The organism is Ramlibacter sp. WS9 (genome assembly GCF_003797765.1).
Lineage (GTDB): Bacteria > Pseudomonadota > Gammaproteobacteria > Burkholderiales > Burkholderiaceae_C > Ramlibacter.
In genome coordinates this window covers 247,362-273,992 of record NZ_RKMB01000004.1, presented here as the reverse complement: position 1 = coordinate 273,992, position 26,631 = coordinate 247,362, and the positions used below count along the sequence as shown (strand labels likewise).

Genomic DNA, 26,631 nt, shown 5'->3' with positions numbered 1-26,631 from the left:
TTAATTTGCAAATGCAAATAATTAAAGCTAGGTATTTTCCCGGGCCCAGCCCGTGGCCTGGCTGATATCATGGCTGAATGAAGAAGGCAGGAACGGCAATCGCACGGTCACCTCGGCCGCAGGCAGTGGATCGCAAGCGCAATGAAAAACATGCTGCAGAAGCAAGTGTTTTCATTGACCACGATCTTGAGCGAGCCATTCCCTATCTGGTTGCGCGCGCAGGTATTCGCATGGGGCAGGCTTTCAGCAAGGAACTGAAACCCTTCGGTTTGACGCTCACCGAGTGGCGGGTCTGCGCCGCCCTTCATCACAAGCCGCACCAGCGACTCGCGGAACTGGCGACGCACACGTCGGCCGAACCCTCGACGCTCTCGCGGACGGTGGAAGGGCTGCTGCAGCGCGGCCTGCTGATCCGGGACAGATCGGGGGACGACGCGCGGGCGTTGGCGCTCAGCTTGACGCCAGAGGGGGATGCGCTGGCCCAACGCATCATTCCCCTGGCCCAACTGTATGACCGGGTTGCACTCTCAGGTATCAGCGCGACACAAGTCGATCTGCTGCGCGACATGCTGCGCCGCATCTACAGCAACATCGAAACCCTGGACAAGGGCAGCTGAGGGCTCGTTTTTTCAGGCCGTCCGGGTCCCGAATTCGTGAATCGAATAGAGGACATGCGCAGAAGTTGTTGGACTCAGCCCGCAGGGGCCGCGACCATGAACGCGGTACCAAGGAGACTGAAGTGAAAACGACCCGCCTGTCTTTCCGCGCGTTCTTGTTTGCCGTCCTTGCCATCGCGGCAAACACCTGGCCGATAGCCGCCCAAGCGGCGGAGCTCGTGTTCGGGCAAGTGGCCTCGCTGAGCAATCCGACCTCGGCTTCCAATGCCCGGGGGTTGGTCGCCGGCATATCGGCGTGCTTCGAGACGATCAACGCCAAAGGTGGCATCAACGGGCACAAGCTCAGGCTGGAAACCAGGGATGACGGCCTGCAGGCTCCCAAAATGGTCGAGTTGACCCAGGAGCTTGTCAACGACGCCTCCATCGTCGGGTTGCTCTCCTATCTCAACACGGGCGGGGTCACCACGCTGGCCAAGGCCAATGCATTCGGCAAGGGAGGAATCGCCCTCATCGCTCCCCTGCAGGGCGACCGCACTGTGGTCGATGCCGACAACGTGTTTCCCCTGCGCAGCGGTTTCGCGGATGAGGTCAGTGCCTTGATGCGGGAAGCCAAGAGCTGGGGCAAAGAAACAATCGCGATCGTCAACATGAATGTGGCGTTCGGCCCGGTGCTGGCTGAATTGGCCCAGAAGCAATCCGGGGAGATGGGACTTCGGATCGTTTCTCACTCCGTGCTGGACGCCAATCCGGACAACATGGCGGCGAGCGTCACCGCCGCGGTGCGGGCCGTCTCGGCTTCGCAGCCGAAAGCCATCTTGCTGCTGGCGGCGGGAAAGCCCGCGACGGAATTCGCCAAGGCCGTGCGCGCAACGCCGGCCGGTGCCGCGCAGATCTACGGCCTGTCGGTTCTGCTTCATGAAGAACTGGTCAAGGCCATCGGCGCCGACAAGGCCAGGGGCATCGTGCTCAGCCAGGTCATTCCCTACCCCTTCACGCAGTCGGCACCCGTCATCGGCGAGTACCAGAAGGCGATGAAGCAATACGCGCCGGCGGAGCCGCTCTCCTTTTCCAGCCTGGAGGGCTATCTGGGCGCAAGGATCGCGGCCGAAGCGGTTCGCCGCTCGGGCGCCGTTGTCAACCGGGAGCGATTGCTGGCCTCCTTGCGCAGCATGGGTGAATACAACCTGGGGGGCGTGTACGTGAACTACATGCCTGCGCGCAAGAAGGGCTGGGGCGGCGTGGAACTGACCATCGTCAACTCCGAGGGCAATCTGCGGAAGTAGCCGTGGGCTAATCCGCCGGGGCTCCAGGAGTTCTGGCTTCAGGGGTGTGTATTGACGCCCGTGCTGGCCGAAGCTAAGGTCCCGGATCAATTCCAGTTCCCCAGGGAGGAGCCGCCATGCCACACAACCCGGCGCAGTCGCGCGTCCGGCGTCCTCGCGCCAAGCCCGGCGCCAGTGACGCTGCCACCGCAGCCACGGCCTTATCGTCGGATCCCACTTTCGTCGGACCCGACTTCCAGGGCCTGCCGGCCACCGTTGCCTGGCCGATGCAGGGGCTGGACGTCGTTCTGGCAACCGTGGACCTCGCGCGCTCGACGCCGTGCATGCTGGTGCAGAACGCGGGGCAAACATTGCTCGGCCTGGTCCAGATGTGCGGTTGGGACACTCTCAGCCCGCAGTGGTCCGGGTTGAACGAGGGCGCCCAGGTACCGGTGTTGATCTGGAACACCACCAGCTCGATACAGCCCATGCCCGTCTCGGCCGGCGGGTTCCCCGGCACGCAGGCGTGGACTGTCTCCGGCACCGACAAGTACTACGCGGCGGACGTGGACGGCGACGGCGTGGACGAGATCTTCGCCTCGCAGAACGCGCGGATCGGCGTGTTCAAGTGGAACGGCGACGCTTTGTATGTGTGGTGGAGCGCTTCCGGCGCCACCGGCACCGGAAGCGCCAGTACGTGGTGGCCCGACGACGGCGACAGCTACCTGCCGGTGCAGTTCGGGCTGGGCACCGCCAGTGGCCAGCTGTCGATGTTCGCGTCGAGCCCGTATGGGTTGGCCGTGCTGGCCTGGGCCGGCGACGGCTTCAACGCCGTGTGGAGCGCGGGCACCGCGGAAGTGCCCGGCGCCGGCGGCGCAGCCGGCTGGACCCTGGAGACGGGCGACGCGTGGTGGACGATGGACGTGGTCGGCCAGGGCTTCGATTCCATCCTGGTCTCGCGCCCCGGCCAGGCCCTGGGCCTGGTGCAATGGGACTCCGATGCCAACGCGCCGTCGCTGGTCTGGTCTGTCTCCGACGAGCTGCTGAACCAGCAGGGGAGTGGCGCCTGGCCCCTGCAGGCCTCCGACCAGCTCGCGCCGGCCCAACTTGCGGTCGGTGCGTACTACGCGGATTCGCTGGTGCTGTTCAATACCGACGACTGCATCGTCGCGGTGGCGCAGTTCAACAACGACCCTGTCTCGCCCCAACTGCAGGTGCTCTGGACCGGCGACCAGGCCATTCCGAACCCGGGCGGCACCGACCTGCCGCTGACCAGCGGCGACACGCTGGTGTTGGCATCCCTGCAAATCGGGCCGCCCTCGGTGCTGTTCGCACAACCGGGTTCCATCGCGGCCGTGAGCTGGGACAGCTCGCAGCTGATCGTCGAGTGGGTGGCACAGGGCTCGTCGTTTCCCGGTGCGGGCGGCGTGTCATCGTGGAACACCGAAGACGACCAGTACATGGTGGTGGCCGGGCCCGGCTTGGGGCAGCAGCAGCTGCTCGCGTACAAGGCGGGCTATGGCAGTTGCGGCCTGCTCGCGTTCGACGCCAACGGCAACGCCACCTGCGCCTGGCAGGCCGGCTCCAACGGTCCCCCGGCCTTTCCCGGCTGGGGGCTTTCGCTTGTCGCGTCGGGGCCGCAGTGTGCCTACCCGCCGTTTTCCGGCACGTCCGGTTCGTTGCAGGCACAGATCTATGCCGCCGCCAGCAACGAGATGAACGGCTGCGAAGACGGCGACATTCGCTCGTTGTACACAAAGACGAATGCCGTGGGGGATGCGCAGCGCTGGATCCAGGAGGTCCAGAACATGGACTTGAGCGCGCTGCTCCCGCCAGGCACGCTCCCCGGAACGATGGAAGCCGCGCAGGCCATCTGGCAGGCGATGCAGCAAGACCTGATCGCCGAGCTGCAGAACCTGGCCGGCGTCTATGGCCTGTACGCGAACCTCCTCACGGTGGCGGCGGCGATCGACACGCAGATGGATGCCGATCTCGCGTACGTGATCGGCATGGTCGCTCCTTCCAGCGACGCGCCGCAGGTGAGCTTCTCGTGGCAGAACCTCATGTCGGCGCTGGCCTCCGGCGTTCCGGCGCTTGCCACCGCCAGTTCAGCGAAGGGCTCGGGCCTGGCGTTGACCGCGCAAGCACTGCTGGTGAATGACCAGTACGGGGCGCCGCAGGTGGCCTATACCGGCGTGCAAGGCATCATCGACATGCTATTCGGCAATGTCTCGCAACTCAATGCGCTGGGGCAAAACCAGATCGCAGGCGATTTCGTCAAGGCCGGCATGGTGGCCTCGCTGGCCCAGCAAGGCTGGGCATGGCCTACGCCGGGCAGTTCCACCGACGACGTAGCCACGGACATGGCGGCCGCCACGCAAGCCGGCAACCGCATCCAGTTCTATGCGGTGGTGATACCGGCTGCCTACACCATCTACTACCAGCAGACCAGCGACTCGCATCTGGTCGGGGCGCGCTGGGCTGACACGCCGGGCTGGGCGGGCTGGACCACGTCGACGGGTGGAGAGCCCTACGCGTACGCCATCGCCACCGGCGACGGCCTGCTGTTGAGCTTTCCGCCGCAGGGCATGATGTCCGACGTCTGGGCCACGGTTCAGCCTGCCGATTTCTATCTGGGCAACGGGATCTGGGCGGGGATCAACCGGGTGAACTACTAACTCGCCGTGCCAGGAATTCCAGCGCCCTGGGCACGAAGTCGGCGTGAAACTGGAACACCGCGCCATGCCCGGAATCGGGATAGATGACGAGTTCGCTGTTCGGAAGGCGTTGCGCCAGATCGTGCGTGTTCTTGCTGGGAACCATGCGATCGCTGTCGCCGTTCGCGACGAGGACGGGGTGATGAATCTTCGACAGGTCCGCCGGTTCTTGTTCGCCCCAGCGGCGCAGCGCTTTCAGCTGGGCCTGCAGCGCGGCCAGGGTGATTGCCTTGTCGCGGTCACCTGAGCGTTCTTTCAATCGCTGCAGAAACTCCTTGCCCGCGCGGATACCTGAGGGCGTCCGCGTGAAGAACAGGAACTGCTTCGGATCCTGGAACGTGAGCCAGCCGCGCAACATGTCGAAGTAGGTCACACGTGCCACCTGGCTGATGCCTTCGCCGCCGGCGGGGCCTGTCCCCGTGATGATCATCTTGCGCACGAGTTGCGGTTCCATCTGCACCATCGCCTGCGCGACCATCCCGCCCATCGAAAACCCGAACAGGTCGACCTGGCCAAGGCCCATGGCCTTGATGAAAGCGATGGCGTCACGGGCCATCTCCTCGATCGACGCCGAAGGGGTTCCGCTGGAGGCGCCGACACCCCGGTTGTCGAATGTGATCACGCGGTGCTTCTTCGCGAAGCCGTCGACGACCCGAGGGTCCCAGTTGTCCAGGACGGCGGCCAGGTGGATGAGGAACACGACCGGCGGGCCGGGGTTTTCCGTGCCCAGTTCGCGGTAGGCGAACCTCACGCCGTGGCCGGGGACCGTCCGCGTTGGAACATCTTTCCAAGTGGCGGCCGTTGCTTGGGGTGTGCTCGTGGTCATGGATTTTCCTGGGTTGGGGTTTGTCACATGATGATCGTCATATATCGTGACGAACGAAAAAGGCGACGGGTTTGGTGATTTCAGGCGGGGGCCAGGTACTTCATGGTGGCCTCGCACAGGCTGCGCGACAGGGCGGGCTCGTCGACGGCACGCGCCAGGAGCAGGGTGCCCACCATGGCAGCGATGGTGACGAGCGCTCGTTCGTGCGCGGCCGGCTGCCCCCAGTCCGGCGACTGGCGGGCGATCAGATCGATCGTTTCCTTGATGTGCCGTGTGGTCGCCCGGCGGACTTCGGGCGTTTGGCGCACTGTCTCCGAGCCCAGCGCGGCCAGGGGGCAGCCGGATTCGATCTGCTGCAGGTGCTGCGGAGAAAGGTAGGCGCGGAGGATGGACGCCAGCGCCTTCTCCGGCGGCACGCTGGCAACGACGCCCGCCACCGCGGCAGCCGACTCGGCGCATGCCCGGGTCGCCGCTTCCGCCAGCATGGCCTCGCGCGATTCGAAATGGGCATAGAAGGCGCCGTGGGTGAGGCCAGCCTCTTTCATGATGTCGGCGACACCCGTGCCGTCGTACCCGCTGCGGCGGATCGCCCGCGCAGCGACGGACACGATGCGCTCGTGAGAGGCTTCCTTGGCTGCCGTTCGGGCGTTGTGTTTGGTCTGGGGCTTCGTATTCCGCATGATGTCCATCATACTTCACTTCGGAGAAATGCGCTACCCGGCGCCATTTGCGCCGTTATTTGCGTCATTCTTCTTACTTTTTCTGCCGGCTCCGCCGCGCTGGCTTCGCGGCCTTGGCCTGTGCCGCCTGCGGACGCGGGTATTTGTCACGCGCCAGCTCCAGCCACTGCAGCGCCTCCACATGCGCCAGGAAGCGCCGCAGGTACTCAGGCGACAGCGTTTGCATCATGCCCAGGGCCTGCAGCACCAACACGTGCGAGTTGAGCGGGCCGGCGTTGGCGGGCTTTCTTGCAATCGCTTCTTCCACATCATCGTGCGTTCGGCAAGCTTCCCACGCTTGCCGGAAGCGCCGTGCGCTCAAGAGCTCGCGCTCGTCCAGCGTCTCATCCAGCAGCGGCGTCTTCTCGTGGGCCGCCGCCCTGGCAGAGCGGATGTAATGGTTCAGCTGCGCCAGCGGCGAGCTGCCCGCTTGGAACTGCCTGCTCTCACTCATGGCGTGGCGGGGCGCGATGAAGTGACGGAACCATTGGCGCCGGCCGACTTGGGGACAGGCGCCATCTCCACACGACGATTCAGCGCGCGGCCGTCTTCACTCGCGTTGGGCGCAACCGGCTGTTCGGCACCGAACGCCGCGGCGAAGACCTGCGCGGAGGGCATGCCTTCCTCGATCAACGCGCGAGTCACCGTGAGCGCTCGCTGGGCCGACAGCTCCAGGTTGTCCGCGAACCGGCGGTTGCCTTCGTGGATCTGCTTGTCATCGGTAAAGCCGCTGACCATCAGCATCTCGCCCCGCTCGCTCAAGTACACACGAAGCGGGTGAACCAGGCTCTGGAGCAGCAACCGCCCCTCGGGCCGCAACTGGTCCGAGTTCACCGGGAACAGCACGCTGCCGCTGATGCCGATGCGGCCGTTGTTCAGCGTCACGCGGCCGGACGCAAGCGGAATGGCCAGCGCCTTTTCCAAAGCCATGCGCCGCTGCTCTTCGACCCGGCGCTTCTCGACCTCGGCATTCAACGTGGCCACCAGGTCCATCTGCACCACCAGCACGCCCACCAAAATCAGCACGAACGCGCCGAGCAGGCCCGACATGAGGTCGCCGAACACTGCCCAGATCGGCGCGGACTGTGCGGCGTCGGCGTCGCCGTCCTCGATCATTCACGCTCCTCTGCGGCCAACGCGACAGCCTTGCCCTGGCGGCCTTGCAACTGGCGCAGGTTTTCGAACAGGCCCTGCTGCGAGGAAATGCTCAAGTCGATGACTTCGCGGGCTTGTGCGACGTAATAGGCCAGTTGCTCGTCGCTGCGCGCCGTGGAACGGTTGATGGACGCTTCGATGTGCCGCAGGCTCTCCGTGAGCTTCTCGTTGCTCGCCTGGAACAGCTGCACGCTTTGGCCGAAGGCCCCGGCCAGACCCGAAAGCTCCTGTGCGCTGCCGCTGATGTGCGCCGCCATCTCGGCCGCCTTGCCCGAGTGCGTATCCAATGCCTGCGAAAACTGCGTGCCGGCCTGGTTCATCACCGAGGAGGCCGAGGCCAGCATCGCTTCGATGGCCCCGCGTTGCTCGCCGGCGGCCTGGTTGACCGTCTGCAGCAGCACGCCCAGCTGTTCGAGCAAGACCGTGCGCTCCTGCAGTGCGAGGTTGTCGCGTTCGGCCAGGCGGCTCATTTCCTGCCGCAGCTGCGCGATCACGCCGGAGGCCGCTTGGGGAACCTCGGAGGCGGTCTGCAGCAGCCGGCTCAGGGGTTCTTCCAACGCGGCACCCAGCGTTGCGAGGTGCCGCGCGACGGCGGCTTGCAATTCACCCAATCTGTCGACCGCGGCTTGGCCTCGAACGTCTTCGTCATGCCGCAGCGCGGCCAGTTCCGAGCGCCACAGGCCCGACAGCTGGTCCATGCGCAGGCCGTGCTGCTCGATCCAGCGGGCCTCGACTTCGGCGCGCGATCGAACCAGTTCAGTCGATTCGCCCAGCAGCCGTGCCGTGCGGGTCGTCTGTTCGCTGGTGTTGTCGGCCCAGGCCTGCAGCATCCGTTGCTGCGCCAGGGCATGGTCGGATTGCGTGCGGGCGAGGCTGTCATCGACAGACGCCAGCAGCGCATTGAACTGCTGCGACAAGGCGTCGACCTGCGCTTTCGCTACATCGCCCAGGCGTTCCTGCATGTGCCGCGATTCCTGCGCAATCTGCGTCAGTGTCGACTCGGCCACGGGCCGGATGCTCTCCGCGGCCGTCCTGGCGCTGGCTTCCAGGCTGTCCTTGAGCGAGGCGCCCACGCTGTGGGCCAAGTCCGTGAAAGCAATCGTCACTTCGCGCTGGAATTGGGCCTGCCGCTCCAGCAGTTGCTCGTCCAGTTGCTGGCTGCGCCGTTCGATGCGCTCCGTCATCGCGTCGAGCCGGTCGAGCACCTCGGGCAATGCGCGCGCTTGCACCTGAAGGGCCTTGAACGTCTCTTCACGCTGATGAACAAGCGAGAACGGCCGCAAGTCGCCCGCGATCAGGCCGTCCAGTTGGCGCGCAACTTCCAGCCGTTCACGTCGGCTGATGGCCGACATCAAACCCAGCATGGCCGAAGCCGCCACCCCGGCCACCGATGCGCCGAACGACAGGCCCAGCCCCTTGATGGGCGCGGCCAGCGCCGAGCGGATGGCCTGCAGATCGGTCGAGCCTTCAAGTGCGAACACGGCGCCCTTGAAGGTGACGACCATGCCGAGGAAAGTGCCCAGCATGCCGAGCATCACCAGCAAGCCCACCAGGTAAGGCGTGAGCGCCGGCCCGGGCAGGCTGCTGCGTTCGCCTTCGACGCGCAGGCGCACGGCGTTGCGCAGGGTTGCGGGTACCTTGTCGAGCCACTGGCCGAGGCCGGCCATCGGCTGGGGAATGTTGGACATCGCCGATGCCAACGCCGCTGTTGCCGCGCGGAACTGCCTCAGCTCGAACGCGCCGAGCAGGTAGACGCCGCCGATCACCGCGGTCATCAACAGTGCGAGCCAGCTCGAGCCCACAAAGCCCCAGCCGACCCAGCCCACGGCCGCCAGCCCCGCGGCAAACGCCGCCGAAAAGAAATGCTTGTTCATTGTGGATTCATTGGCTCGTTGCGCAGCGCGTCGACAAGGCCCGTCACGGGCTCCAGCCGCAGGTCGAGCTCCGACAGCAACGCCTGGCGCCACTCGTTGGCAAAGCCATCGAGCCCACCCTCGGTAGCGCGCAGTTGCTCGTAGCGTCTCGCCATCAGCGTGGATGTCGTGGGCAGCAGCGCTTGTTCGCGTGGGGCAATCACCTGCTCGAGCACCGCATCGAGCGCGGCGAGCTGCCGCAGGCGCGGCGAGATTCGACTCAGGGTCTGGCGGACGCGGTCACGCAGCGATGCGATCGCCTGTTCCATTTCACGCTGCAGCCTCAGATGAAGCTGGTGATAGAGGGCGTAGCTTGTGTCGTCCGCAGTGAGCGAGTCAGCTTCCTTGGCGATGAGATGGGCCAGGGTCGTGCGCACGCGCACAAGATCTTCCGCGACGGATTTGGCGCATGCCTGGACAGGTCTCGGTGGACTGGCCGGCGCAGCACGTGTCAAGGTCATGATCGACTGCTGTGCCGCCTGCAAGCCGATGGCGTCGAACGCGCTCACCCACAGGCCCAGCCGCTCGGCAATGTCCATCCCGGGCGCATGCGCGTCCAGGGGTGCCCAGCCGCTCAGCAAGCGGACGAGCCTTGAACTGTCGATGTTCCAGCGCAAAAAAATTCCTTCGCGCCGATGGGCGCTTCAAATCTTTGTGGGGGTTGGCAATGAGTGGCACGAACAGCGGCTGGCGCTGCCCCTCGAAACACGCGAGGGTCCGTTGCGGACCCGTATTAGAAACCATTTGCGGGGCCGTTTCCCGCGCAGGCATGGAAGTTACCCACGGCAGGTGTGGGTGAGGCTGTGGATAGGTCAAGGGACAACCCGCGAAACCCGCGCCAGCATTGGGCTGGCGGGCGGCGCTCAATAAAGAGGCAGGGGACGCGCGGCCGGGAGCTATTCAATCAGGCTATTGACCAAATTCTCCAGCAGGGTGAGCATGAGCCGGCCGTCGCTTGCGACCATCTGCCCACCGCGCGTAGGCCGCAGCCCTCGCCGGTGGCGCTCGAACAGTGTCGTGCCCAGTGACTCTTCGAGAAAGCTCAGCCTGTGGCTCGCGCCTGAAATGGAGAGGTGCGCGAGCCTGGCGGCCGCCGAGAGCGAACCGGTTTCGGCACAAAGCACCACCAGGCGGATCGACGTGAGGTCGATGCGCGCCAGGTTGACCGCGCCAGACCTGCCTTGCAATTTGCCTCGCGCCTAACGCAGACTCGGCCCGTCGATGCGGATACTCTGTTCCAGCGCCATGCACTGCTCGTAGATCCACACGTCGAAGGACGCGAGCCGGGTAGACCACTTCGGCGTGACCTTGTTGACACAATGATTCGTCAGGCGGTCGGTCCAGTCGCGCGTGGCGGCCCAGGAGTTCTTCGTGTCCGCCGCGTTCAGGCGGCCGTCCGAATAGGGGATAGTGCTGATCGCCTCGGTCAAGGCGTTGTGCATGTCCGTCATGAATTCGAGCTGAGTCTCGACGTCGGCCTTCGTCCCGGGCTGGAAGTGCCCCGCGATCAGCTTGTCGAAGTCCCATCGTGCATTCATGCTCTTGACCAGCCCGAAGTAGCCGGGGATATTGGTGGCCAACCCCAGGCGCCGCCACATCATCCAGCCCGGGTAGACCACGTCCACCAGCATCAGCACCTTCTGGCCCGGGTGATAGATGCCGATATTGCCCGGGTCGTGATTGGGCCCCGGATACCGCAGCACGAGCTTCTGGTTGCCCACCACCACCGGAAAGTCCACGTCGAGCGTGTTGAAGGTGTTGGTGGGCACCGGGCGATTCGGGTCGTTCGCCTGGGCGAGCGCCTTGCGGGTTTCCTCGTGCGCGTAAATCGGAATGCCAGGAAAGGCCTTGACCACGCCGGCCGCGAATCCGATGTGGTCGATGTGCGCGTGGCTGTAGATCAGCGCTACGATCTTCGAACCCGGTGCGACCTGCTGGATCGCGTTGAGCGTCTTCTCGCCCATGGAAGGAGGCGCGTCGACCAGGATGACGCCAGCATCCGATACGACGAACATGGTGTTGTAGATGCCGTCGCCCACCATGTAGACACCGCCGCCCAGGTCTTCCGTGCGGTAGCCCTTGATCGGATCGATCGGCGGGCCTGCTTGCGCATCGGTCAGCGGGGTGTACGCGTCCTGCCGCACGTTGGGCGGCACGATGTCGGGCATGTTGAAATAGGGCAGCCCCCAGGCCGTGGCCTCGCCGCCCTTGCGCCCTTGGGCGTGCGCATCGCCGCCGCCGTTGCAGCCCGCGAGTGTCGCCGCGCCGACGCAGGCCAGCATCGCGAGCGTGAGTCGAAAGCCATGGCTTGCACGTTTGTCGTTCATGATTGTCTCCAGTGTGTTGTTGCTAGTGAATGGGTGCGCAGCTCTCCGCGGCGATCGGGTTGCGCAAGGTCCCGATGACGTCAACCTCGACCTCGACCACGTCGCCCGCCTTCATGAACAGCGGGGGTGTTCGCTTGGCGCCGACACCGCCCGGCGTACCGGTCACGATGACGTCGCCGGGCTCCAGGGGCGTGAAGGTCGAGATGTAGGCGATCTGTCGCGGGATGCTGTGCAGCATCATGTCGGTGGTCGCGCGCTGCAGCTCGACACCGTTCAGGCGCGTCGTCAGCGTCATCGTCTGGCCCGGGGCGATCTCGTTCGCCGGCACCATCCAGGGGCCGAAGCCGCCGGTGCGCCAGAAGTTCTTGCCGGCCGTGAACTGCGACGTGGCGCTCTGCCAGTCGCGGACGCTGCCGTCGTTGTAGCAGGCATAACCGGCGATGTGGTTCCAGGCCTCGTCTTCGCTGATGCGGCGGCCGCCCTTGCCAATGATCACGGCAATCTCGCCTTCGTAGTCCAGGCGCGTTGACTCGGGCGGGAGAATGATCTCCTGGCCGTGCGCTACCTGTGATTGGGGAACCCGCAGGAACAGCGTCGGTGCCTCCGTGATCACGCGGCCGGTTTCCTGCACGTGGTCGGCGTAATTCAGTCCCACGCAGATGATCTGGCCGGGGTTGGGGATCACGGGCAACAGGGTCACGTCCGCCAGCGCCAGCGTTGCCGGCTGGATGGCTGCGGCGTTCGATCCTTGTTCAAGCCGGTCGTTCGAGATCAGGGCCTTCAGGTCGGGCGCGCGGCCGCCGAAGAAGGCCCCGAGGTCGACGATCCGATCGCCCAACAGGGCGCCGTACGAAGGTCTGTCACGGTGGATGAAGCTGATGTATTTCATTCGGGTTTCTCTGTCGGGGAAGGCCGGCTCAATGCCAGCAATGCACCGGTCCACTTGTGCAGCTCGTCGAGCATCGTTGCGGCGGATCGGGAAATGATTTCGTTGGGCGTGAAGCGGTCACCGCTCACATGCTCAGTGACATTCGGGATCGCCACTGCTTCCAGCAGCGGCACCATCTTGAACGTCGTCAGCAACTGCTTGGTCACCTGCACCGCCCGCACACCTCCCGACATGCCGCCGTAGCTGACGAACGCCATGGGCTTGTACTGCCACTCCCGCACCAGGTAGGTCATGGCGTTGAGCAGGGCAGGGGGCGGGCCGTAGTTGTATTCCGGCATGACGAAGAGAAATGCGTCGGCTGCGCTGACCGAGGCGCTCCACTCTCGCGTGTGCGCGTGGTTGTAGGTCTGCAAGCGCGGATGTGCGGGCTCGTCGTAGACCGGGAGGTTGAAGCTGGTCAGATCCACCAGCCGGGTGTCGAACTTGCCGTGGGCCGTGGCGGTGTCATGCGCCCATCGGGCAATCGCCGGCCCGACGCGGCCGGGACGGGTGCTGCAGATCAGTGTGTGGAGCTTGGGTTTCATGGGTGTCGGCCGTTCGGGTTCACGCCGCGGCGAAACGCAAGCGCCCGACGGCCTCTGTGATGCGCTCGGCATGGTCGCGGGTGTTGTGCGCGATCGCCTGGAAAGCCGCCGACAGCTCGAGAACAGACTCCAGCCGTGCGTGCTGCGCCTCGCGGATCAGCCGCTTGGCCATCCGCAGCGCGTGCGGCGCGTTCGCCGCGATGCGGTGCGCGAGTTGCATCGCATGCGCCATCAACTCGGCCTGCGGTACCACCGCCGATACGAGTCCGCAGGCGAGCGCCTCCTGCGCGTCGATGGCCTCGCCGGTGAACGTCATCTCCGCGGCCTTGGACGGCCCGACGATGCGCTGCAGCAGGAAAGCACCGCCATCGCCGGGGATGATGCCCAGCTTGACGAAGCTCTCCGCGAACCGTGCCTGCGTCGCCGCGACGCGGATGTCGCACATGCAAGCCAGGTCCAACCCGGCGCCGATGGCCGGCCCGTTCACGGCGGCGATGGTGGGAACCTCCAGCTGGTACAGCGCCAGCGGGATGCGGTGAATACCTTCCTTGTAGTGATAGCGGTCATCGACGGCTTCGAGCTTCGGGTCGTCGATGCGCTCCAGCATCTGCTTGATGTCGCCGCCGGCGCAGAACGCACTGCCGGCCCCCGTGACGATGGCGGCGCGGATGCGCCGGTCGGCCGAGATGGTGGCGCAGGCGTTCTCGATGGCAGCGTATTGCGCCTGGGTGGCCAATGCGTTGCGCGTGGCCGGGGTGTTGAGCGTAATGACGGCGACGGGTCCGTCGATGTCGAGCAGGATCGCTTCGTTCATGGTTTTGCTCACATCAATGCGGGGTACGAGCCCCCGTCGAGCTGCAGGTTTTGTCCCGAGATGAATGAGGCCTGCACGCTGCACAGGTAGGCGCAGGCGTCGCCGAACTCGCGCAGGGTGCCGAAGCGCCGCGCCGCCACGTTGTCCGTGATGCGCGTGCGCGCTTCGTCCCAGGTCAGCTTCTCCTGGGCCATCATCCGTTCCGTCATTGCCACCTGGCGCGGGCTGTCGATGCGCTCCGGCAGCAGCTGGTTCAAGGTGACGTTGTCGCGGGCCGCGTCGAGCGACAGGGCCTTGGTGAAGGCGGTCAGGCCCGTGCGCGACGCACTGGACAGCGCCATGTGCGGCCTGGGCGTCTTCACCATGGCCGACGTGATGCTGACGATGCGGCCGAACTTGCGCTGCCGCATGCCTTCGATGACGGACTGGATCAGATAGATCGGGCTCAGCATGTTGGCCTGCAATGCGTCGTGCCACGCTTCCGGCGTCCAGTCATTGAGCTTGCCGGGCGGCGGGCCGGCGTTGTTGTTGACCAGGATGTCCGGCTCCGGGCAGGCGGCGAGCAAGGCCTGGCGACCTTCAGCGGTCGTGATGTCGGCGCAGATGGGAATCACCTGCGCGTCTGTTTTGTGCGCCAGCTCGGCCGCGACGGCCCTGAGCTTGTCGAGATGCCGCCCGTTGATGACGACCACGGCGCCTTCGCGTGCCAGCGATTCGGCACACGCCAGCCCCAGCCCTTGCGACGACGCGCAGACGATGGCCTTCCGGCCGTTCAAACCCAGATCCATGATCAGTTTCCTGTGAGCGGTCAGCGCAGCTTCTGCTGCTTCCAGTTGTTGTTGGTGGTGCGATTGCCGGCGAGCCATTCGCGCAGTTCGCGGTGCGGGTCGGCTTGCATGCGCTCTTCGAAGATCTCGGCGGTGTTGGGCGCGTCATAGGCGAACTCGATCGTGAATTCGTCCGGCGAAGTCACGTACAGCGACATGCAGTAGCCGTGGTGCGTTTCGTTGAACGGGTAGTCCGCCGCCTTCAGCCGCCGCTCGATCTCTTCGTACATTTCCAGGTCGACCTTCATGGCCAGGTGGTCGTAGCGCAGGTTGGGCAGCACGGGCGGGCGGAACGTCTCGTACGCGCCGGGGTTGGCGAACTGAAAGAACGACAGGGCGCTTTCGTCGCCGAAGCTGTAGTACGTGTGGCAAAGGTTCAGCGGCGCGTTGAGCGTCTTGTTGAAGACTTCTTCGCACCAGGTGCTGGTGAGCGGAATGCCCAGCAGGTCCTCGATGAACTGGCGGTTCACCTCCTGGTCACGGACGATGAAGGCGTGGTGGTGCATCCGCTGGGGCAGGCGCTCCAGCGGGGGGTTGGGCTTTCGCATGACGATTCCTTTAGTTGATCAACTTCGCGCTGACACGCGGCGCCACCGTCTTCCAGATTTCGCGGTGCTCGTCCACGGCGACGCGGGACTGCGCGCGGTCCAGGGCCATCGCTTCGTAGCCGGCCTGGGCCAGCTTGGCGCGGTACGCCGGGTTGCTGCCCAGGCTCACGGCCGCGGCCGACAGACGCTTCAGAGTGGCCTCGGGGGTCTTGGCCGGCGCGAACAGGCCGAACCAGCCGTACACCTTGAAGTTGCGCAGCCCGAGTTCTTCCGTGGTCGGTACCCCGGGGAAGTCGTTGGAGCGCGCGCCGCCCACCAGTGCGAACGCTTTGACCTTGCCGTCTTTGAGCTGCGCTTTGGCGGCACCGGCCGACGACAGCAACACGTGGATCTGGCCCCCCATCAGGTCGGTCAGTGCAGGCGCGCTGCCCTTGTAGGGAACGCCGGTCATGACCAGGCCCGACTCGCGCGCCAGCAGCTCGGTCGTGAATGCGAACTCGGGGCTGGGCGCTCCGTAGAAGAGGGACCCGGGCTTGGCCTTGGAAAGCGCGACCAGTTCGGCCATGGACTTGGCAGGCACCGCCGCGTTGACGAGCAGCACCAGCGGCGTGCGGGCAACGATCGCGATCGGCACGAAATCCTTCTGCGCGTCGAACGCCGGTTTGGGCTCCAGCAGGTGGGCGATGGTGATCGGGCTTTGCGGCGTGAACAGCAGTGTTCGCCCGTCGGCATCGGCACGCGCCACCGTCGCGGTGCCGATGTTGCCGCCGGCGCCCGCGCGGTTGTCCACGATCACGGCTTCCTGCAGCGCCTCGCGCAGCCCGTCCGCAACGAGGCGGGCGATGACGTCGGAGCCACCCCCGGCCGCGAAGGGCACGACCATGCGGATGCCGCTGCCGCCGATCTGCGCCGCTGCGGGCAAGGCCGTGGCCGCGGCCACCAAGGCGGTGCCGGCGGCAAGAAAGCTGCGGCGAGTGGGTGGTTTGGTATTCATCTTTGTCTCCTTGCGAATTCAGTTGCGGCCCGTGAGCGCCGATGTGTCGTTGCGTTGCTGGCCGCCGACAACAGGCAGGCAGTCCGCGGGAAAGTCCTGGCGGATCTCGACCCCGCGTGCCAGCACTTCATCCAGGAAACGCGGAAGGTGGGTCATCGCCTCGTTCGGCCGGTCGTGCAGCACGACGGCGGTCCAGTCCTGCGCGTCGATGTCCGCCAGCGCGCGGGCGACCCAGGCGTCGGCAGGCTGCTCCCAGTCGCGCGGCACGCTGTTCCACAGCACCACCGTGTGGCCCGTATCCCTCAGGAGTTCGAGTGCGCAGCGCGAGAAAACGTGCTGGCCCAGGATTCCCTTGCCGGCATAGGGCCGGAACATCGGCACGGCCTCTTTCAAGTTACCCAGCAGCGCGTCCATCCCGGCGATCTCGCGCACGTGGTGCCCGTTGGGTGCATCGCCTCGGCCGAGCGGAACGTCGTGGCTGAGCGTATGGTTGCCTATCCAGTGGCCTTCGGCCTTCGCCTGCTGCGCCAGCGCCCTCGCGCCCGGCAATGTGAGCTGCTTACCCACCAGGAAGAAGCTGCTCTTGAGGGAGCGCTCGGCCAATGCTTCGAGCACGGCTTGGGTGCCGCCCTCGAAGGGGCCATTGTCGAAGCTCAGGGTCAGGCGTTTCATGTCCACAGTCGCGTCATCGGATTCATGTGCTTATCATCGGCATCTGTCCCCCGAAGGGATGTCCCTGCGTTCGGGGACGGGTTTTCCCCTAGTGCCATGGACGACGACTTCTTACTGCCCCAAGCGCTCGACGAGATCGGCCGGAAGGCGTTCGCCCCCAAGTTGCTGGCACACCTGAATGTGGTCGTGGGCGCGGCGCATTGCGTGCTCTTTCGCTTCGAGGAAGACGACCTTCAAGTGCTGGGTTCCGCCAGTGCCGATGGCACGCAGATGGCGGGCAACAACTCGGCCCGCTACCGCAAGGACTTCTGGAAGCGCGATGCGATCTACCAGGGCCTCAAGAGCAAGCTGTCAGGCTACCGATCCGAGGTGGCCAGCGTCGCGGCCGAGAATGTGGACGATCCCGAGTTCCGCCACGAGCTGTTCCACACCCAGGGACTGGCGGGGCGCGCGATGCTGGTGGGTGAACGCGGCAGCGGCCTCTATGGCGTGTCACTGTTCCGCGAGCAGTCGGCAGGTTTCTTTTCCGAGTCGGAGAACCAGGCCATCCAGTCGATTGCCGACACCCTGATTTCCTGTGTGGCGAGACACCATGAGCTGTTGGCCCGCGACACTTCGCTGTCCGCGTTGTTCTCCTCGGTCGACGAACTGGCTTCTCGCTTCGCCGCGATTCCCTCGGCGTTGAGCCGGCGCGAGTGCGAGGTGTGTGCGCGCATTGTGTATGGGATGTCGATGAAAGAAATTGCGCGCGATCTGGGTGTGAGTGCGGAGACGTGCACCACTTACCGCAAGCGCGCGTACCTTCATTTGAAGGTTGGGGATCGCTCAGAGCTGCTGCGGCGGTTGCTGGAGAACTTGGCAGCCTAGCTTTTTCGAGCGGGTCGGCGCCACGCCGGGGTCAGGTCAGCGAGGGGCGGCCGCGCCACTCGCGCGGCGGAACGCCGAACCGGTCGCGGAACGAACGGCTGAAGTGCGCGGCGTCGTTGAATCCCCAGCTGAAAGCGATTTCGCTGATCGACTGCCCGGCACAGCGCGGATCCACGAGGTCGCGGCTGCACATCTCGAGCCGGCGCGACCAAATGTATTGCGCGGGACTGGTGGCCTCCTGCCGAAAGAGCCGATGGATGTGCCCCACGGAAATTCCAAGATCGCGGGCCACATCGCTCACCGTCAGCGCGGGGTTGCGTAACCTGGAATCGATCTCGCCTTTGATGCGCGTGAGGTGGTAGCTGGTCAACGTGGACACGCCCCGGCGTTTGCTGGCGGGCAACGTCTGCAACCCGGCGACGAGGATGTTGAGCACGCCGCCCGCCACTGCCACGGCCGATGCCGGCTCGAGCGCGTCGATGTCTTCCCACAGCGTCTTGATCATGCCGATCATGAGGTGTCCTGCCCCTGCGCGTCCCGAGACCGTCGTCGCCGTGAGCTTCTCCGTATCGCGCACAGCGCTGCGCAGTTGCTCACCGGGCAGCTTCAGTACGATCTGCTGGAAGTCGCCCTCGAAATGCAGCTCGTAGGCGCGCGTGCTGTCATACAGCGCGAAGTCGCCAGGGTTCAGGAGTGCATCGCGGCCGTCCTGACGCAAGACGCCCTTGCCCTGCGTCTGAATACTGACCAGGAAATAGTCGTCGTTGGCCCGCGCGATGTGTCGGGGCGTGCGCAGGACCTTCTGGGCGCCCGAAGCGACGACGGAAAGATCCAGCCCGGGCATGCTCTGGCTGTTGATGGAACCGGCGAAGCGATCGCTTTCAATCGCGTCGCACTCGAGCTGCACGTACGTGTTGCAGATCATGTCGGTCCAGTACGCCAGGCGTTCGCGAGGCGGCACGGCATGGGTGTTCAGCAGAAGAGTCATGGATTGCTGCCTATCGCTGGATTGTGCATGCGAACCTGGGTAGCAACAACCTTTGGAAACCCTGGAGAAGCCCGGGCAACAAGCCCGTCACTCCAGGACAAGACGGCGCCGGTTGCGAGTCGGACCATCGGCTCTCCCCACCCAAACCACCCGGAGACCCCCGATATGCCAGCCCTCATCCATCCAAAGTTGCGCGTCGCCGCCGTTCAAGCCGCCCCGGTTTTCCTTGACATCGACGCCACGATCGACAAGACGATTCGGCTGGCAAAAGAGGCCGCCGAGCAAGGCGTGAAGCTGATTGCTTTCCCCGAGACCTGGATTCCCGGATACCCGTGGTGGATCTGGCTGACTTCGCCCGCGATGGGCATGCAATATGTTCAGCGCTACAGCGATAACTCGCTCGTGGTCGGCTCCGCCAACTTCAAGCGGCTCACCACCGCGGCGCGCGATCTGGGAATCTGGATGGCGATGGGCTACAGCGAGAAGTCGGGGAGCAGCCTTTACATGGGCCAGGCGCTGATCGACGACCAAGGCAACGTGGTCAAGACCCGCCGCAAGCTCAAGCCGACGCACGTGGAGCGCTCCGTTTTCGGTGAGGGCGATGGCACCGATCTGGCGGTGATGGAAACAGCCATCGGCAACGTCGGAATGTTGTGCTGCTGGGAGCATCTGCAGCCGCTGAGCAAGTACGCGATGTATGCGCAGAACGAACAGATCCACGTTGCCGCGTGGCCGAGTTTCTCGGTTTACCGCGGGGCGGCGCACGCGCTGAGCGCCGAAGTGAACAACGCGGCCAGTCAGGTCTACGCCACCGAGGGAAGTTGCTTTGTGCTGGCACCAACCGCCACTGTGTCCAAGGAAATGCACGAAATGCTGTGCACGGACGACCTGCAGCGTCAGCTGCTGCTGGAAGGTGGAGGCTTTGCCCGCATTTACGGCCCCGACGGCGCTTCGCTGGGTACGCCGCTGCCCGAGAAGGAAGAAGGACTGGTGGTGGCCGACATCGACCTGGGCATGATCTCCTTGTCCAAGTCGGTTGCCGATCCGGCGGGGCACTACTCACGACCGGACGTGACGCGCCTGTTGCTGAACAAGACCCCGGGGGATCGTGTGGTGGCGAATGTGATGCCGGGCATCACGGTAGCTGATGACGGTATGGGCGAGCCCGCGGTGCCGTCGCTCGTTTCCTGAGAATTTGGAAGAACCTCAAATGACGAGCTTTGCTTACACCGAGAAGGCGCTTGAACTTCAAAAGCGATTTGACACCGAGGCACTCGCCGCAGCTGAGCTTCAGGTGATCGTGCACAACAGCCTTTCACCCAACGATCGAGCATCCATCGAGCAGGCAGAGATGTTCTGGCTGGCATCGGTGGATCCGAAAGGGTCACCCACGGTCAGCTTCAAAGGGGGAGCCAAAGGATTCGTCAGGATGCCCGACGATACGACCCTCGTGTTTCCCTGCTTCGACGGCAATGGAATGTTCTTCTCCATGGGGAACATCGCATCGACTTCGCATGTTGGGCTGCTGTTCATGGACTTCGTCACACCGAGCCGCCTGCGCGTGCAAGGCGATGCGCAGCTGACTGACGACCCGGCCATCGTGGGCCTGTGGCCCGGGGCACAGTTTGCGGTCAAGGTGGACATCACCGCCCTCATCACCAACTGCCCGCGCTACATCCCCAGGATGCAACGCCTTGAAGGCTCTCGATATGTTCCCGACACGGCGACCGGCGAGCAGCCAATTCCCGGTTGGAAGCGGATCGATGCAATTCAGGCGGTGCTACCCAAGCGCGATCAAGGCAAAGCCGACATGGGCCTGATCACCATGGATCAGTGGGGCGAAATGGTCGGAAAGGGCGATCCGCTTGCCTGAAGACGCGCCGGCAACCTACCGGTATCCGGAGCGGAATTCCAGAGGCGTGCAACCGGTTTCGCGCCGGAAGAACTTGGTGAAGTTGCTGGCGTCTTCAAAGCCAAGCTGGTCGCCGATGCTGCTCACTGGGGCGGCCGTGTGGGCCAACAGACGCTTGGCCTCCAGCGCAATCCTGTTCGTCACCATGGCCTTTGCACTGGTGCCGGCGACGGCCTGCGCCACGCGTGTCAGGGTGCGCTCGGTGCATCCGATGGCATCGGCGTAGGGCGCCAACGTATGCCACTGGGCGAAGGACCGGTCCACGAGCTGGCGGAAGCGGCGGAAGCGATCCACCTGTGATCGGTCCGTTCCAAGTGCACTGCCACGCCGCCGATTCGCGAGAACGAGCCTCACGAGCAATGTGCACAACTGGTGGGAGAGCAGGGCCTGGAGTTCCGAAGTGCCCAGGTGCGTCCGCGCGTCTTTGTGCATCTGGGCAACGCAGCTCAGGAAGGCAGGATGGTCATCCTGCCGCAACGCCATGCGGGCCGGAAGTTCGGCTACGGCTTCGACAAGACTGGGTTCGGCCTGCTTGTCCCGAGCTGCGGCAAAGAGCTGCTCTGGACGGAACAGGACCAGCCAGCCGTCCCACGGCGCTGCCACGTCGAATTGCTCGACCTGAGACGGCTGGAGGACCAGCACCGAACCGGGTGCACATCGCATGGGTTCGAAATCAACCACATGCGTGCACGATCCGCTCGTGACAAAGATCAGTTCGTGGAATTCGATGCGGTGCGGCCGCCGCAGGTCGGCGGAAGGCGCCCTGGTGCGCAGCTCACGCATAGGAACGACTTCGATGTCCAGCGTATAGGGCGCGGGCGGGCCGTAGCCGATGCGCTCCAGGCTACTTGTGCGGGCCGGTCGGCGTGTTGATGGCATGTCCTGTTTTTACCATTTCGCGGCACTTTGCGACCGTGACTTCGCCCCTTCCGGAAGGAACAATTCAACCACCCCGCAATATCAGCCCCTAACCGCAAAGAGGATCAGATGAAGACCGAAATCGAAACCGCACAGCAGTACATCCAAGCCGTTCAGGCTGGCGAACAGGCTGCCCTCGCAGGCCTCTTGTCACCCGAACTCGTATGGCACCAGCCTGGAAAAAACCGGTTCTCCGGCACGCACAAGGGAGCCCAGGCCGTCGGCGCCATGATTGGCGAGATGATGGCCGTGTCCAACGGAACCTTCGCCATCACCCGTGCGCACCGCTATATGGCGAACGGCTCGTGGGTGACCGTCGAAATCGAGTTCGAAGGCCGGCGGGATGGGGCTGCCATGTCCCAGCACGGAATCGACTTGCTGCGCATCGAAGGCGGCAAGATCGTCGAGGCCCGGCTTTTTTCCAGCGATCCTGAACAGGAAGATGCGTTCTGGGGACGTTGATGCCACTTAACCTTGGGGCCTACCGATAACCCGCAAGTTCGTGCTTGGCAATCGCGTTGCGATGCACTTCGTCCGGGCCATCGGCCATGCGCAGGTGGCGGGCATAGGCCCAGAAGTGCACCAGCAGCGTGTCCTGGCTGAGGCCCATCGCACCGAAGGCCTGCATCGCGTCGTCGATCACCTGGATGCAGTTGTTGGGCGCGATCACCTTGATCATCGCGATTTCCTTGGCGGCCACCTTGTTGCCCACGGTGTCCATGCGCCACGCGGCGTGCAGCACCATCCAGCGCGTCTGGTCGATGAGCATGCGGCTCTTGGCGATTCGCTCTCGCCACACACCTTGTTCCGCTAACGGCTTTCCAAAAGCCACGCGCGAGACGACGCGCTGGCACATCATCTCCAGCGCAGACTCGGCCATGCCGATCATGCGCATGCAGTGGTGGATGCGCCCCGGGCCGAGGCGGCCCTGCGCGATCTCGAAACCGCGGCCTTCGCCCAGCAGGATGTTGTCCGCAGGCACGTGCACGTTCTCGAACAGCACCTCGGGGTGGCCGAACGGCGCGTCGTAGTGGTTGACCAGCGCCATGTCGCGCAGCACCGTGATGCCGGGGGCGTCGGCGGGCACGATGATCATCGACTGCTGGCGGTGGCGATCGGTATTGTCCGGGTCGGTCTTGCCCATCAGGATGAACAGCTTGCAGCGCTCGTTCATGGCACCCGTGATGTACCACTTGCGCCCGTTGATGACGTACTCATCGCCCTCGCGCCGGATGCTGCACGCGATGTTGGTGGCGTCTGAAGATGCCACTGCCGGCTCGGTCATCGCGAAGGCGGACCGAATCTCGCCGTCGAGCAGCGGCTGCAGCCAGCGCGCCTTCTGCTCGGGGGAGCCGTAGCGCTCGATCACTTCCGTGTTGCCCGTGTCGGGCGCGCTGCAGTTGAACGCCTCCGCGCTCCAGTAGCGCCGGCCCATGATCTCGCACAGCGGCGCGTATTCCAGGTTCGTCAGCCCGGCGCCGTGTGTCGTCTCGGGCAAGAACAGGTTCCACAGGCCGGCGGCGCGGGCTTTCGCCTTGAGTTCCTCCAGCAGCGGCAAACCGGTGTACAAGCCGCCGGTCTTCTGCGCGTTCAGCCAGGACTCATGCGCTTCCTCGGCCTGGCGTTTCTCGTTGGGGTAAATGTGCGCATCCATGAACGCGAGCAGGCGCGTGCGCAGTTCCTGGACCTTGGGTGTGTAAGCGAATTCCATGCGGCATGGTGCCCGCATCGCGCCCCGTTGTCTGTCTCCGGCATGACCGGAAAACGAACCCTCAGTCCCCGACCCAGCGCAATTCGGAGGCGTGCAGATGCGAAAGCATCGCTGCCTGGGCGGCGATCGGGTCGCGTGCCTCCAGTGCGCGGAGGATTGCCTCATGCTCCTTCAGCGCGCTCTTCCACGTGCGGGCGTTCTCATACTTCGAAGACAGCTTGGCCGATATGGGGCTATGCCGCTCGTCGAACAGCGTGGCGATGATGCGTGCCATGACGGAGTTGCCCGCCATCTCCGCCAATGTGATGTGGAAGCGCCGGTCCAGCTCCAGCGGCATGCGGTTGCGCTCGGTTTCCGCGCGCATGCGGTTGACGATGGTGCGCAACTGCTTCAGCTGCTCTGGCGTGCCGCGCGCGCATGCGAGGATGATCACCGCACTTTCGATCGCGGAGCGCGCCTGCATCAATTCGCGCGGGCTCTCGCCCAATTCGGGTGTTGCCTTCGCGGCGCGGGGTTCGGGCTGCGGGCAGACGTAGACGCCCGAGCCACCCCGGATCTCGACGTTGCCCTGCACGTCCAGCGCGATCAACCCTTCGCGCAGTGAGGGCCGCGAAACCCCCAGCAGCACGGCGAGTTCGCGTTCCGCCGGCAAGCGGTCTCCAACCTGGAAGGTCCCCTTGGCGATCAGCGCCTTGATCTGGTCGGCGATCTCCTGGTAGAGGCGGCGCGGTTCTGTGGGTTTGGTGGCGGCCATGAGGTGTGCGATGTGCTTCGTATGATACCGCCGGTGACTTTGCCGGCTAGGGAAAATACGGTAAGGCCAATAAGAATATAATTCATAATTGGCCTTACCAAACGGCTAACAAAACCGGAACCAGGAATCCATGCTGACAGTGATTTGCGAGACGCCCGGCACGCTGCGCGCCCACGAGCGCCCGATGCCCGTACGCGGAGACGATGAAGTCCTGCTGCGCGTCAGGCGCGTGGGCGTTTGCGGCACCGACCTGCACATCTTCACAGGCGACCAGCCGTATCTCAACTACCCGCGCGTCATGGGCCATGAGTTGTCCGGCGTCGTGGAGGAAGTGCCGAAGGGCAGCCACCTGGCGGCCGGCGACACGGTGTACGTGATGCCGTACCTCTCCTGCGGCACATGCGTCGCCTGCCGCCAGGGCAAGACGAACTGCTGCGTCAACATCCAGGTGTTGGGCGTTCACCGCGACGGCGCGTTCACGGAGTATCTCTGCGTGCCGCAGCACTTCGTGCACAAGGCCGAGGGCGTGTCGCTCGACCAGGCTGCGATGGTGGAGTTTCTGGCGATCGGGGCCCACGCCGCGCGCCGTGCCGGGGTGCGCGATGCGCAGCGCGTGCTGGTCGTGGGCGCGGGGCCGATCGGGATGGCGGCGATGATCTTCTGCCAATTGCGAGGCGCGCAGGTGACAGCGCTCGAAACGCGCCGCGACCGCCTCGACTTTTGCGCAGCACACCTTCAAACCGCGGCCTGCGTGCAGGTCGCGCAAGACGATGAAGCGCAACTGGCCGCGCTGACCGGCGGTGAGTACTTCGACGTCGTGTTCGATGCGACGGGCAATCCGAAAGCGATGGAACGGGGCTTCAAGTTCGTCGCTCACGGCGGCAGCTACGTGCTGATTTCGATCGTCGGCGCTGCGATCAGCTTCGCGGACCCGGAGTTCCACAAGCGCGAGACCACGCTGCTCGCCAGCCGCAACGCGACGACCGAGGATTTCGAAACCGTGCTCACGGCGATGCGCGCAGGGCAGATTCCCGACGCGGCGCTCAACACGCATCGCCTGCCGCTGGCCGACGTGCCGGACGGCTTCAAGCACCTGCTCGATCCCGCAAGAGGCGTCGTCAAGGCCATCGTGGAGTGCTGAGCGGTCCAATGACCCAGCCCATCCTCCAGTTCGGCACCAGCCGGTTCCTGCAGGCGCATGTCGATCTGTTCGTATCGCAGGCACTCGACCGGGGCGCGACGGGCAAGGCGCTGGGCGGCATCACCGTCGTGCAGACGACGGGTAACCCGGCGAGTGCGGAACGCCTGACCGCGCTCGCGGCCGGCGAGGGCTATCCGGTGCGAATTCGGGGCTTGCGGAACGGAAAGCGAGTCGAGCAAGATCTGGTGTGCCGCGCAGTGAAGCAGGCCTGGCATGCGGACGCCTCGTGGCCCGCGTTGCGTGAGGCGATGGAGAGCGGCGTGCGGGTGATCGTCTCGAACACGGCGGATCGCGGCTACCAGCTGGACAACACGGACGGGCCGGCGCTGGTCAATGAAACGGCGCATGCTCCGCGCGGCTTTCCAGCCAAGCTGCTGGTGCTACTCCACCAGCGTTGGCAAACCGTGCCGGCTGCCGATCTGTCTATCTTTCCGTGCGAGCTCATCGAACGCAACGGCGATGTGTTGAGGGGCATCGTGTGCGGGTTGGCCGCGCAATGGAAGCTCGACCCAACCTTCATCGCCTGGCTGGGCGAGCACTGCGTCTGGGCCAATTCGCTGGTCGACCGCATCGTGTCCCAGGCGCTGCACCCCGTCGGCGCGGTCGCCGAGCCCTATGCGCTGTGGGCAATCGAGCGCCATCCCCGGCTGATGCTGCCGTGCGTGCATGAAGACATCCTGCTCACAGATGATCTGCAACGCTACGAGCGGCTCAAGCTTTTCCTGCTGAACGCCGGCCATACGCTTCTTGCCGAACGCTGGCTGGCGGGCGGGCGTGCCCCGGACGAGACCGTGCAGCAAGCCATGAACGACGGTGGCCTGCGGGTGGAGCTCGAGTCGTTCTGGGCCGACGAAGTGCTGCCAGTGTTCGACGCATTGGGACAGCACGGCGAAGCGCGAGCCTATCTCGTCGACCTGCGGGAGCGGCTGCTCAACCCATTCCTCGACCACCGCATCTCGGACATCGCGCAGAACCACGCGCAAAAGAAGCAACGGCGCTTCGCGCCCATCGTGGCCCTGGCGGCCGAATTGCAATGTGGTGTTGCGCAATTGCGGCTGCGGGCTGCGCTGGCCAGCGGTGCCTGAACCCAGTCCATGAACCTGCAACGCCTCGACCTCGCTTCGATCCGGCTCGTGGTGCTGTGCGCCGAGTCGGGTTCGCTGTCGGAAGCCGCGCGCCGCTGCCACCTGTCGCTGTCGGGTGCCAGCCACCGGCTGAAGGCTTTCGAGGACGCGGTGGGTGAGCCTGTCTTCCAGCGCCATCGCCGCGGATTACACGTCACCACGCGCGGGCGCCACGTGGTGTATTGTGGTGTGCGGCTGCTGGACTGGGTCGACCGCCTTGCCGGGCCGGCGTCTGTCGAAGGCGCCACGCCGGAGCGAGTCTGAACGGCGCACTCGCTCCCGGGCCCGGCAG

Annotated in this window: 29 protein-coding genes; 10 read left to right on the top strand and 19 right to left on the bottom strand. The window is 65.0% G+C overall.

Going from position 1 to position 26,631, the window contains the following annotated elements; all coding sequences use genetic code 11:
- Nucleotides 1-77 precede the first annotated feature (77 nt).
- From EEB15_RS09390 to EEB15_RS09380, 3 genes are all read left to right on the top strand, one after another.
- Nucleotides 78-617: a MarR family winged helix-turn-helix transcriptional regulator gene (locus EEB15_RS09390; protein ID WP_141509569.1), complete on the top strand. Its 540-nt coding sequence runs from the start codon at nucleotides 78-80 to the stop codon at nucleotides 615-617.
- A 122-nt stretch (nucleotides 618-739) separates the two neighbouring features.
- Nucleotides 740-1,900, top strand: coding sequence for an ABC transporter substrate-binding protein (locus EEB15_RS09385; RefSeq protein ID WP_233259421.1), 1,161 nt, complete (start codon nucleotides 740-742; stop codon nucleotides 1,898-1,900).
- A gap of 116 nt (nucleotides 1,901-2,016) precedes the next feature.
- A complete protein-coding gene (locus EEB15_RS09380) occupies nucleotides 2,017-4,557 on the top strand; it encodes a hypothetical protein (RefSeq protein ID WP_141509568.1) in 2,541 nt (846 codons plus the stop codon).
- On the opposite strand, the gene EEB15_RS09375 is transcribed toward EEB15_RS09380, so the two are convergent.
- The 15 genes from EEB15_RS09375 to EEB15_RS09305 all read right to left on the bottom strand — a co-directional run bounded on the left by EEB15_RS09375 (nucleotide 4,538) and on the right by EEB15_RS09305 (nucleotide 16,864).
- On the bottom strand, nucleotides 4,538-5,422 hold the full coding sequence (locus EEB15_RS09375; RefSeq protein WP_141509567.1) for an alpha/beta fold hydrolase: 885 nt from the start codon (nucleotides 5,420-5,422) through the stop codon (nucleotides 4,538-4,540). The genes EEB15_RS09380 and EEB15_RS09375 overlap by 20 nt on opposite strands.
- Nucleotides 5,423-5,502: 80 nt before the next feature.
- Entirely contained in the window at nucleotides 5,503-6,114 is a 612-nt protein-coding gene (locus EEB15_RS09370) for a TetR/AcrR family transcriptional regulator (protein WP_141509566.1), read from the bottom strand.
- A gap of 61 nt (nucleotides 6,115-6,175) precedes the next feature.
- On the bottom strand, nucleotides 6,176-6,595 hold the full coding sequence (locus EEB15_RS09365; RefSeq protein ID WP_141509565.1) for a DUF2894 domain-containing protein: 420 nt from the start codon (nucleotides 6,593-6,595) through the stop codon (nucleotides 6,176-6,178).
- Nucleotides 6,592-7,257: an OmpA family protein gene (locus EEB15_RS09360; RefSeq protein WP_141509564.1), complete on the bottom strand. Its 666-nt coding sequence runs from the start codon at nucleotides 7,255-7,257 to the stop codon at nucleotides 6,592-6,594. Before EEB15_RS09360 ends, EEB15_RS09365 begins: the two co-directional genes overlap by 4 nt.
- On the bottom strand, nucleotides 7,254-9,170 hold the full coding sequence (locus EEB15_RS09355; protein WP_141509563.1) for a hypothetical protein: 1,917 nt from the start codon (nucleotides 9,168-9,170) through the stop codon (nucleotides 7,254-7,256). The genes EEB15_RS09360 and EEB15_RS09355 overlap by 4 nt, the downstream gene beginning before the upstream one ends.
- Complete coding sequence (locus EEB15_RS09350) at nucleotides 9,167-9,826, bottom strand: DUF3348 family protein (protein ID WP_158290051.1); 660 nt, start codon at nucleotides 9,824-9,826, stop codon at nucleotides 9,167-9,169. The genes EEB15_RS09355 and EEB15_RS09350 overlap by 4 nt, the downstream gene beginning before the upstream one ends.
- A gap of 279 nt (nucleotides 9,827-10,105) precedes the next feature.
- Nucleotides 10,106-10,396, bottom strand: coding sequence for a LysR family transcriptional regulator (locus tag EEB15_RS09345; protein ID WP_141509561.1), 291 nt, complete (start codon nucleotides 10,394-10,396; stop codon nucleotides 10,106-10,108).
- 12 nt (nucleotides 10,397-10,408) lie between these two features.
- Nucleotides 10,409-11,536 carry an MBL fold metallo-hydrolase gene (locus EEB15_RS09340; protein ID WP_199236492.1) on the bottom strand — a complete coding sequence of 376 codons (1,128 nt, stop codon included), beginning with the start codon at nucleotides 11,534-11,536 and terminating at the stop codon, nucleotides 10,409-10,411.
- Nucleotides 11,537-11,558: 22 nt separating this feature from the next.
- Nucleotides 11,559-12,425 carry a fumarylacetoacetate hydrolase family protein gene (locus EEB15_RS09335; protein WP_141509560.1) on the bottom strand — a complete coding sequence of 289 codons (867 nt, stop codon included), beginning with the start codon at nucleotides 12,423-12,425 and terminating at the stop codon, nucleotides 11,559-11,561.
- The gene (locus EEB15_RS09330; protein ID WP_141509559.1) at nucleotides 12,422-13,009 is read right to left on the bottom strand and encodes an NADPH-dependent FMN reductase; all 588 of its coding nucleotides are present in this window, start codon (nucleotides 13,007-13,009) and stop codon (nucleotides 12,422-12,424) included. Before EEB15_RS09330 ends, EEB15_RS09335 begins: the two co-directional genes overlap by 4 nt.
- 19 nt (nucleotides 13,010-13,028) lie before the next feature.
- Entirely contained in the window at nucleotides 13,029-13,823 is a 795-nt protein-coding gene (locus EEB15_RS09325; protein WP_141509558.1) for a crotonase/enoyl-CoA hydratase family protein, read from the bottom strand.
- A gap of 8 nt (nucleotides 13,824-13,831) precedes the next feature.
- Entirely contained in the window at nucleotides 13,832-14,611 is a 780-nt protein-coding gene (locus EEB15_RS09320; RefSeq protein WP_141509557.1) for an SDR family oxidoreductase, read from the bottom strand.
- 20 nt (nucleotides 14,612-14,631) lie between these two features.
- Nucleotides 14,632-15,198, bottom strand: coding sequence for a VOC family protein (locus EEB15_RS09315; protein WP_141509556.1), 567 nt, complete (start codon nucleotides 15,196-15,198; stop codon nucleotides 14,632-14,634).
- A 10-nt stretch (nucleotides 15,199-15,208) separates the two neighbouring features.
- Complete coding sequence (locus EEB15_RS09310) at nucleotides 15,209-16,192, bottom strand: tripartite tricarboxylate transporter substrate binding protein (RefSeq protein WP_141509555.1); 984 nt, start codon at nucleotides 16,190-16,192, stop codon at nucleotides 15,209-15,211.
- Nucleotides 16,193-16,210: 18 nt separating this feature from the next.
- A complete protein-coding gene (locus EEB15_RS09305; RefSeq protein ID WP_141509554.1) occupies nucleotides 16,211-16,864 on the bottom strand; it encodes a polysaccharide deacetylase family protein in 654 nt (217 codons plus the stop codon).
- Between the two features lie 96 nt (nucleotides 16,865-16,960).
- Here EEB15_RS09305 and EEB15_RS09300 point away from each other — a divergent pair, with 96 nt between their 5' ends.
- Nucleotides 16,961-17,731 (top strand): LuxR C-terminal-related transcriptional regulator, encoded by a 771-nt coding sequence (locus EEB15_RS09300; RefSeq protein ID WP_158290050.1) that lies wholly within the window; start codon nucleotides 16,961-16,963, stop codon nucleotides 17,729-17,731.
- A gap of 31 nt (nucleotides 17,732-17,762) precedes the next feature.
- On the opposite strand, the gene feaR is transcribed toward EEB15_RS09300, so the two are convergent.
- Nucleotides 17,763-18,719 (bottom strand): transcriptional regulator FeaR, encoded by a 957-nt coding sequence (feaR, locus tag EEB15_RS09295; RefSeq protein ID WP_141509552.1) that lies wholly within the window; start codon nucleotides 18,717-18,719, stop codon nucleotides 17,763-17,765.
- 165 nt (nucleotides 18,720-18,884) lie between these two features.
- Here feaR and EEB15_RS09290 point away from each other — a divergent pair, with 165 nt between their 5' ends.
- Nucleotides 18,885-19,910 carry a carbon-nitrogen hydrolase family protein gene (locus tag EEB15_RS09290; RefSeq protein WP_141509686.1) on the top strand — a complete coding sequence of 342 codons (1,026 nt, stop codon included), beginning with the start codon at nucleotides 18,885-18,887 and terminating at the stop codon, nucleotides 19,908-19,910.
- A 19-nt stretch (nucleotides 19,911-19,929) separates the two neighbouring features.
- The gene (locus EEB15_RS09285; RefSeq protein WP_158290049.1) at nucleotides 19,930-20,592 is read left to right on the top strand and encodes a pyridoxamine 5'-phosphate oxidase family protein; all 663 of its coding nucleotides are present in this window, start codon (nucleotides 19,930-19,932) and stop codon (nucleotides 20,590-20,592) included.
- 15 nt (nucleotides 20,593-20,607) lie between these two features.
- Here the strand turns inward: EEB15_RS09285 and EEB15_RS09280 are convergent, their stop codons facing one another.
- A complete protein-coding gene (locus tag EEB15_RS09280) occupies nucleotides 20,608-21,414 on the bottom strand; it encodes a helix-turn-helix domain-containing protein (RefSeq protein ID WP_158290048.1) in 807 nt (268 codons plus the stop codon).
- Nucleotides 21,415-21,618: 204 nt separating this feature from the next.
- Here EEB15_RS09280 and EEB15_RS09275 point away from each other — a divergent pair, with 204 nt between their 5' ends.
- A complete protein-coding gene (locus EEB15_RS09275; protein ID WP_141509549.1) occupies nucleotides 21,619-22,011 on the top strand; it encodes a nuclear transport factor 2 family protein in 393 nt (130 codons plus the stop codon).
- Nucleotides 22,012-22,030: 19 nt separating this feature from the next.
- Here the strand turns inward: EEB15_RS09275 and EEB15_RS09270 are convergent, their stop codons facing one another.
- On the bottom strand, nucleotides 22,031-23,260 hold the full coding sequence (locus EEB15_RS09270) for an acyl-CoA dehydrogenase family protein (protein ID WP_141509548.1): 1,230 nt from the start codon (nucleotides 23,258-23,260) through the stop codon (nucleotides 22,031-22,033).
- A gap of 61 nt (nucleotides 23,261-23,321) precedes the next feature.
- Complete coding sequence (locus EEB15_RS09265; protein WP_141509547.1) at nucleotides 23,322-24,014, bottom strand: FadR/GntR family transcriptional regulator; 693 nt, start codon at nucleotides 24,012-24,014, stop codon at nucleotides 23,322-23,324.
- A gap of 130 nt (nucleotides 24,015-24,144) precedes the next feature.
- Here EEB15_RS09265 and EEB15_RS09260 point away from each other — a divergent pair, with 130 nt between their 5' ends.
- The 3 genes from EEB15_RS09260 to EEB15_RS09250 are packed head-to-tail and all read left to right on the top strand — an operon-like array spanning nucleotide 24,145 to nucleotide 26,603.
- The gene (locus tag EEB15_RS09260) at nucleotides 24,145-25,155 is read left to right on the top strand and encodes a zinc-binding alcohol dehydrogenase family protein (protein ID WP_141509546.1); all 1,011 of its coding nucleotides are present in this window, start codon (nucleotides 24,145-24,147) and stop codon (nucleotides 25,153-25,155) included.
- 8 nt (nucleotides 25,156-25,163) lie between these two features.
- Nucleotides 25,164-26,300 carry a mannitol dehydrogenase family protein gene (locus EEB15_RS09255; RefSeq protein ID WP_141509545.1) on the top strand — a complete coding sequence of 379 codons (1,137 nt, stop codon included), beginning with the start codon at nucleotides 25,164-25,166 and terminating at the stop codon, nucleotides 26,298-26,300.
- Between the two features lie 9 nt (nucleotides 26,301-26,309).
- Nucleotides 26,310-26,603, top strand: coding sequence for a LysR family transcriptional regulator (locus EEB15_RS09250; RefSeq protein ID WP_141509544.1), 294 nt, complete (start codon nucleotides 26,310-26,312; stop codon nucleotides 26,601-26,603).
- Nucleotides 26,604-26,631: the final 28 nt, after the last annotated feature.

Excerpts from the sequence above, each read along its gene's own strand:
- EEB15_RS09390 (WP_141509569.1), top strand. The coding sequence starts at position 78 with ATGAAGAAGGCAGGAACGGCAATCGCACGGTCACCTCGGCCGCAGGCA.
- EEB15_RS09380 (WP_141509568.1), top strand. The coding sequence starts at position 2,017 with ATGCCACACAACCCGGCGCAGTCGCGCGTCCGGCGTCCTCGCGCCAAG.
- EEB15_RS09375 (WP_141509567.1), bottom strand. The coding sequence starts at position 5,422 with ATGACCACGAGCACACCCCAAGCAACGGCCGCCACTTGGAAAGATGTT.
- EEB15_RS09370 (WP_141509566.1), bottom strand. The coding sequence starts at position 6,114 with ATGATGGACATCATGCGGAATACGAAGCCCCAGACCAAACACAACGCC.
- EEB15_RS09365 (WP_141509565.1), bottom strand. The coding sequence starts at position 6,595 with ATGAGTGAGAGCAGGCAGTTCCAAGCGGGCAGCTCGCCGCTGGCGCAG.
- EEB15_RS09360 (WP_141509564.1), bottom strand. The coding sequence starts at position 7,257 with ATGATCGAGGACGGCGACGCCGACGCCGCACAGTCCGCGCCGATCTGG.
- EEB15_RS09355 (WP_141509563.1), bottom strand. The coding sequence starts at position 9,170 with ATGAACAAGCATTTCTTTTCGGCGGCGTTTGCCGCGGGGCTGGCGGCC.
- EEB15_RS09340 (WP_199236492.1), bottom strand. The coding sequence starts at position 11,536 with ATGAACGACAAACGTGCAAGCCATGGCTTTCGACTCACGCTCGCGATG.
- EEB15_RS09335 (WP_141509560.1), bottom strand. The coding sequence starts at position 12,425 with ATGAAATACATCAGCTTCATCCACCGTGACAGACCTTCGTACGGCGCC.
- EEB15_RS09330 (WP_141509559.1), bottom strand. The coding sequence starts at position 13,009 with ATGAAACCCAAGCTCCACACACTGATCTGCAGCACCCGTCCCGGCCGC.
- EEB15_RS09325 (WP_141509558.1), bottom strand. The coding sequence starts at position 13,823 with ATGAACGAAGCGATCCTGCTCGACATCGACGGACCCGTCGCCGTCATT.
- EEB15_RS09320 (WP_141509557.1), bottom strand. The coding sequence starts at position 14,611 with ATGGATCTGGGTTTGAACGGCCGGAAGGCCATCGTCTGCGCGTCGTCG.
- EEB15_RS09315 (WP_141509556.1), bottom strand. The coding sequence starts at position 15,198 with ATGCGAAAGCCCAACCCCCCGCTGGAGCGCCTGCCCCAGCGGATGCAC.
- EEB15_RS09310 (WP_141509555.1), bottom strand. The coding sequence starts at position 16,192 with ATGAATACCAAACCACCCACTCGCCGCAGCTTTCTTGCCGCCGGCACC.
- EEB15_RS09305 (WP_141509554.1), bottom strand. The coding sequence starts at position 16,864 with ATGAAACGCCTGACCCTGAGCTTCGACAATGGCCCCTTCGAGGGCGGC.
- EEB15_RS09300 (WP_158290050.1), top strand. The coding sequence starts at position 16,961 with ATGGACGACGACTTCTTACTGCCCCAAGCGCTCGACGAGATCGGCCGG.
- feaR (WP_141509552.1), bottom strand. The coding sequence starts at position 18,719 with ATGACTCTTCTGCTGAACACCCATGCCGTGCCGCCTCGCGAACGCCTG.
- EEB15_RS09290 (WP_141509686.1), top strand. The coding sequence starts at position 18,885 with ATGCCAGCCCTCATCCATCCAAAGTTGCGCGTCGCCGCCGTTCAAGCC.
- EEB15_RS09285 (WP_158290049.1), top strand. The coding sequence starts at position 19,930 with ATGACGAGCTTTGCTTACACCGAGAAGGCGCTTGAACTTCAAAAGCGA.
- EEB15_RS09280 (WP_158290048.1), bottom strand. The coding sequence starts at position 21,414 with ATGCGTGAGCTGCGCACCAGGGCGCCTTCCGCCGACCTGCGGCGGCCG.
- EEB15_RS09275 (WP_141509549.1), top strand. The coding sequence starts at position 21,619 with ATGAAGACCGAAATCGAAACCGCACAGCAGTACATCCAAGCCGTTCAG.
- EEB15_RS09270 (WP_141509548.1), bottom strand. The coding sequence starts at position 23,260 with ATGGAATTCGCTTACACACCCAAGGTCCAGGAACTGCGCACGCGCCTG.
- EEB15_RS09265 (WP_141509547.1), bottom strand. The coding sequence starts at position 24,014 with ATGGCCGCCACCAAACCCACAGAACCGCGCCGCCTCTACCAGGAGATC.
- EEB15_RS09260 (WP_141509546.1), top strand. The coding sequence starts at position 24,145 with ATGCTGACAGTGATTTGCGAGACGCCCGGCACGCTGCGCGCCCACGAG.
- EEB15_RS09255 (WP_141509545.1), top strand. The coding sequence starts at position 25,164 with ATGACCCAGCCCATCCTCCAGTTCGGCACCAGCCGGTTCCTGCAGGCG.
- EEB15_RS09250 (WP_141509544.1), top strand. The coding sequence starts at position 26,310 with ATGAACCTGCAACGCCTCGACCTCGCTTCGATCCGGCTCGTGGTGCTG.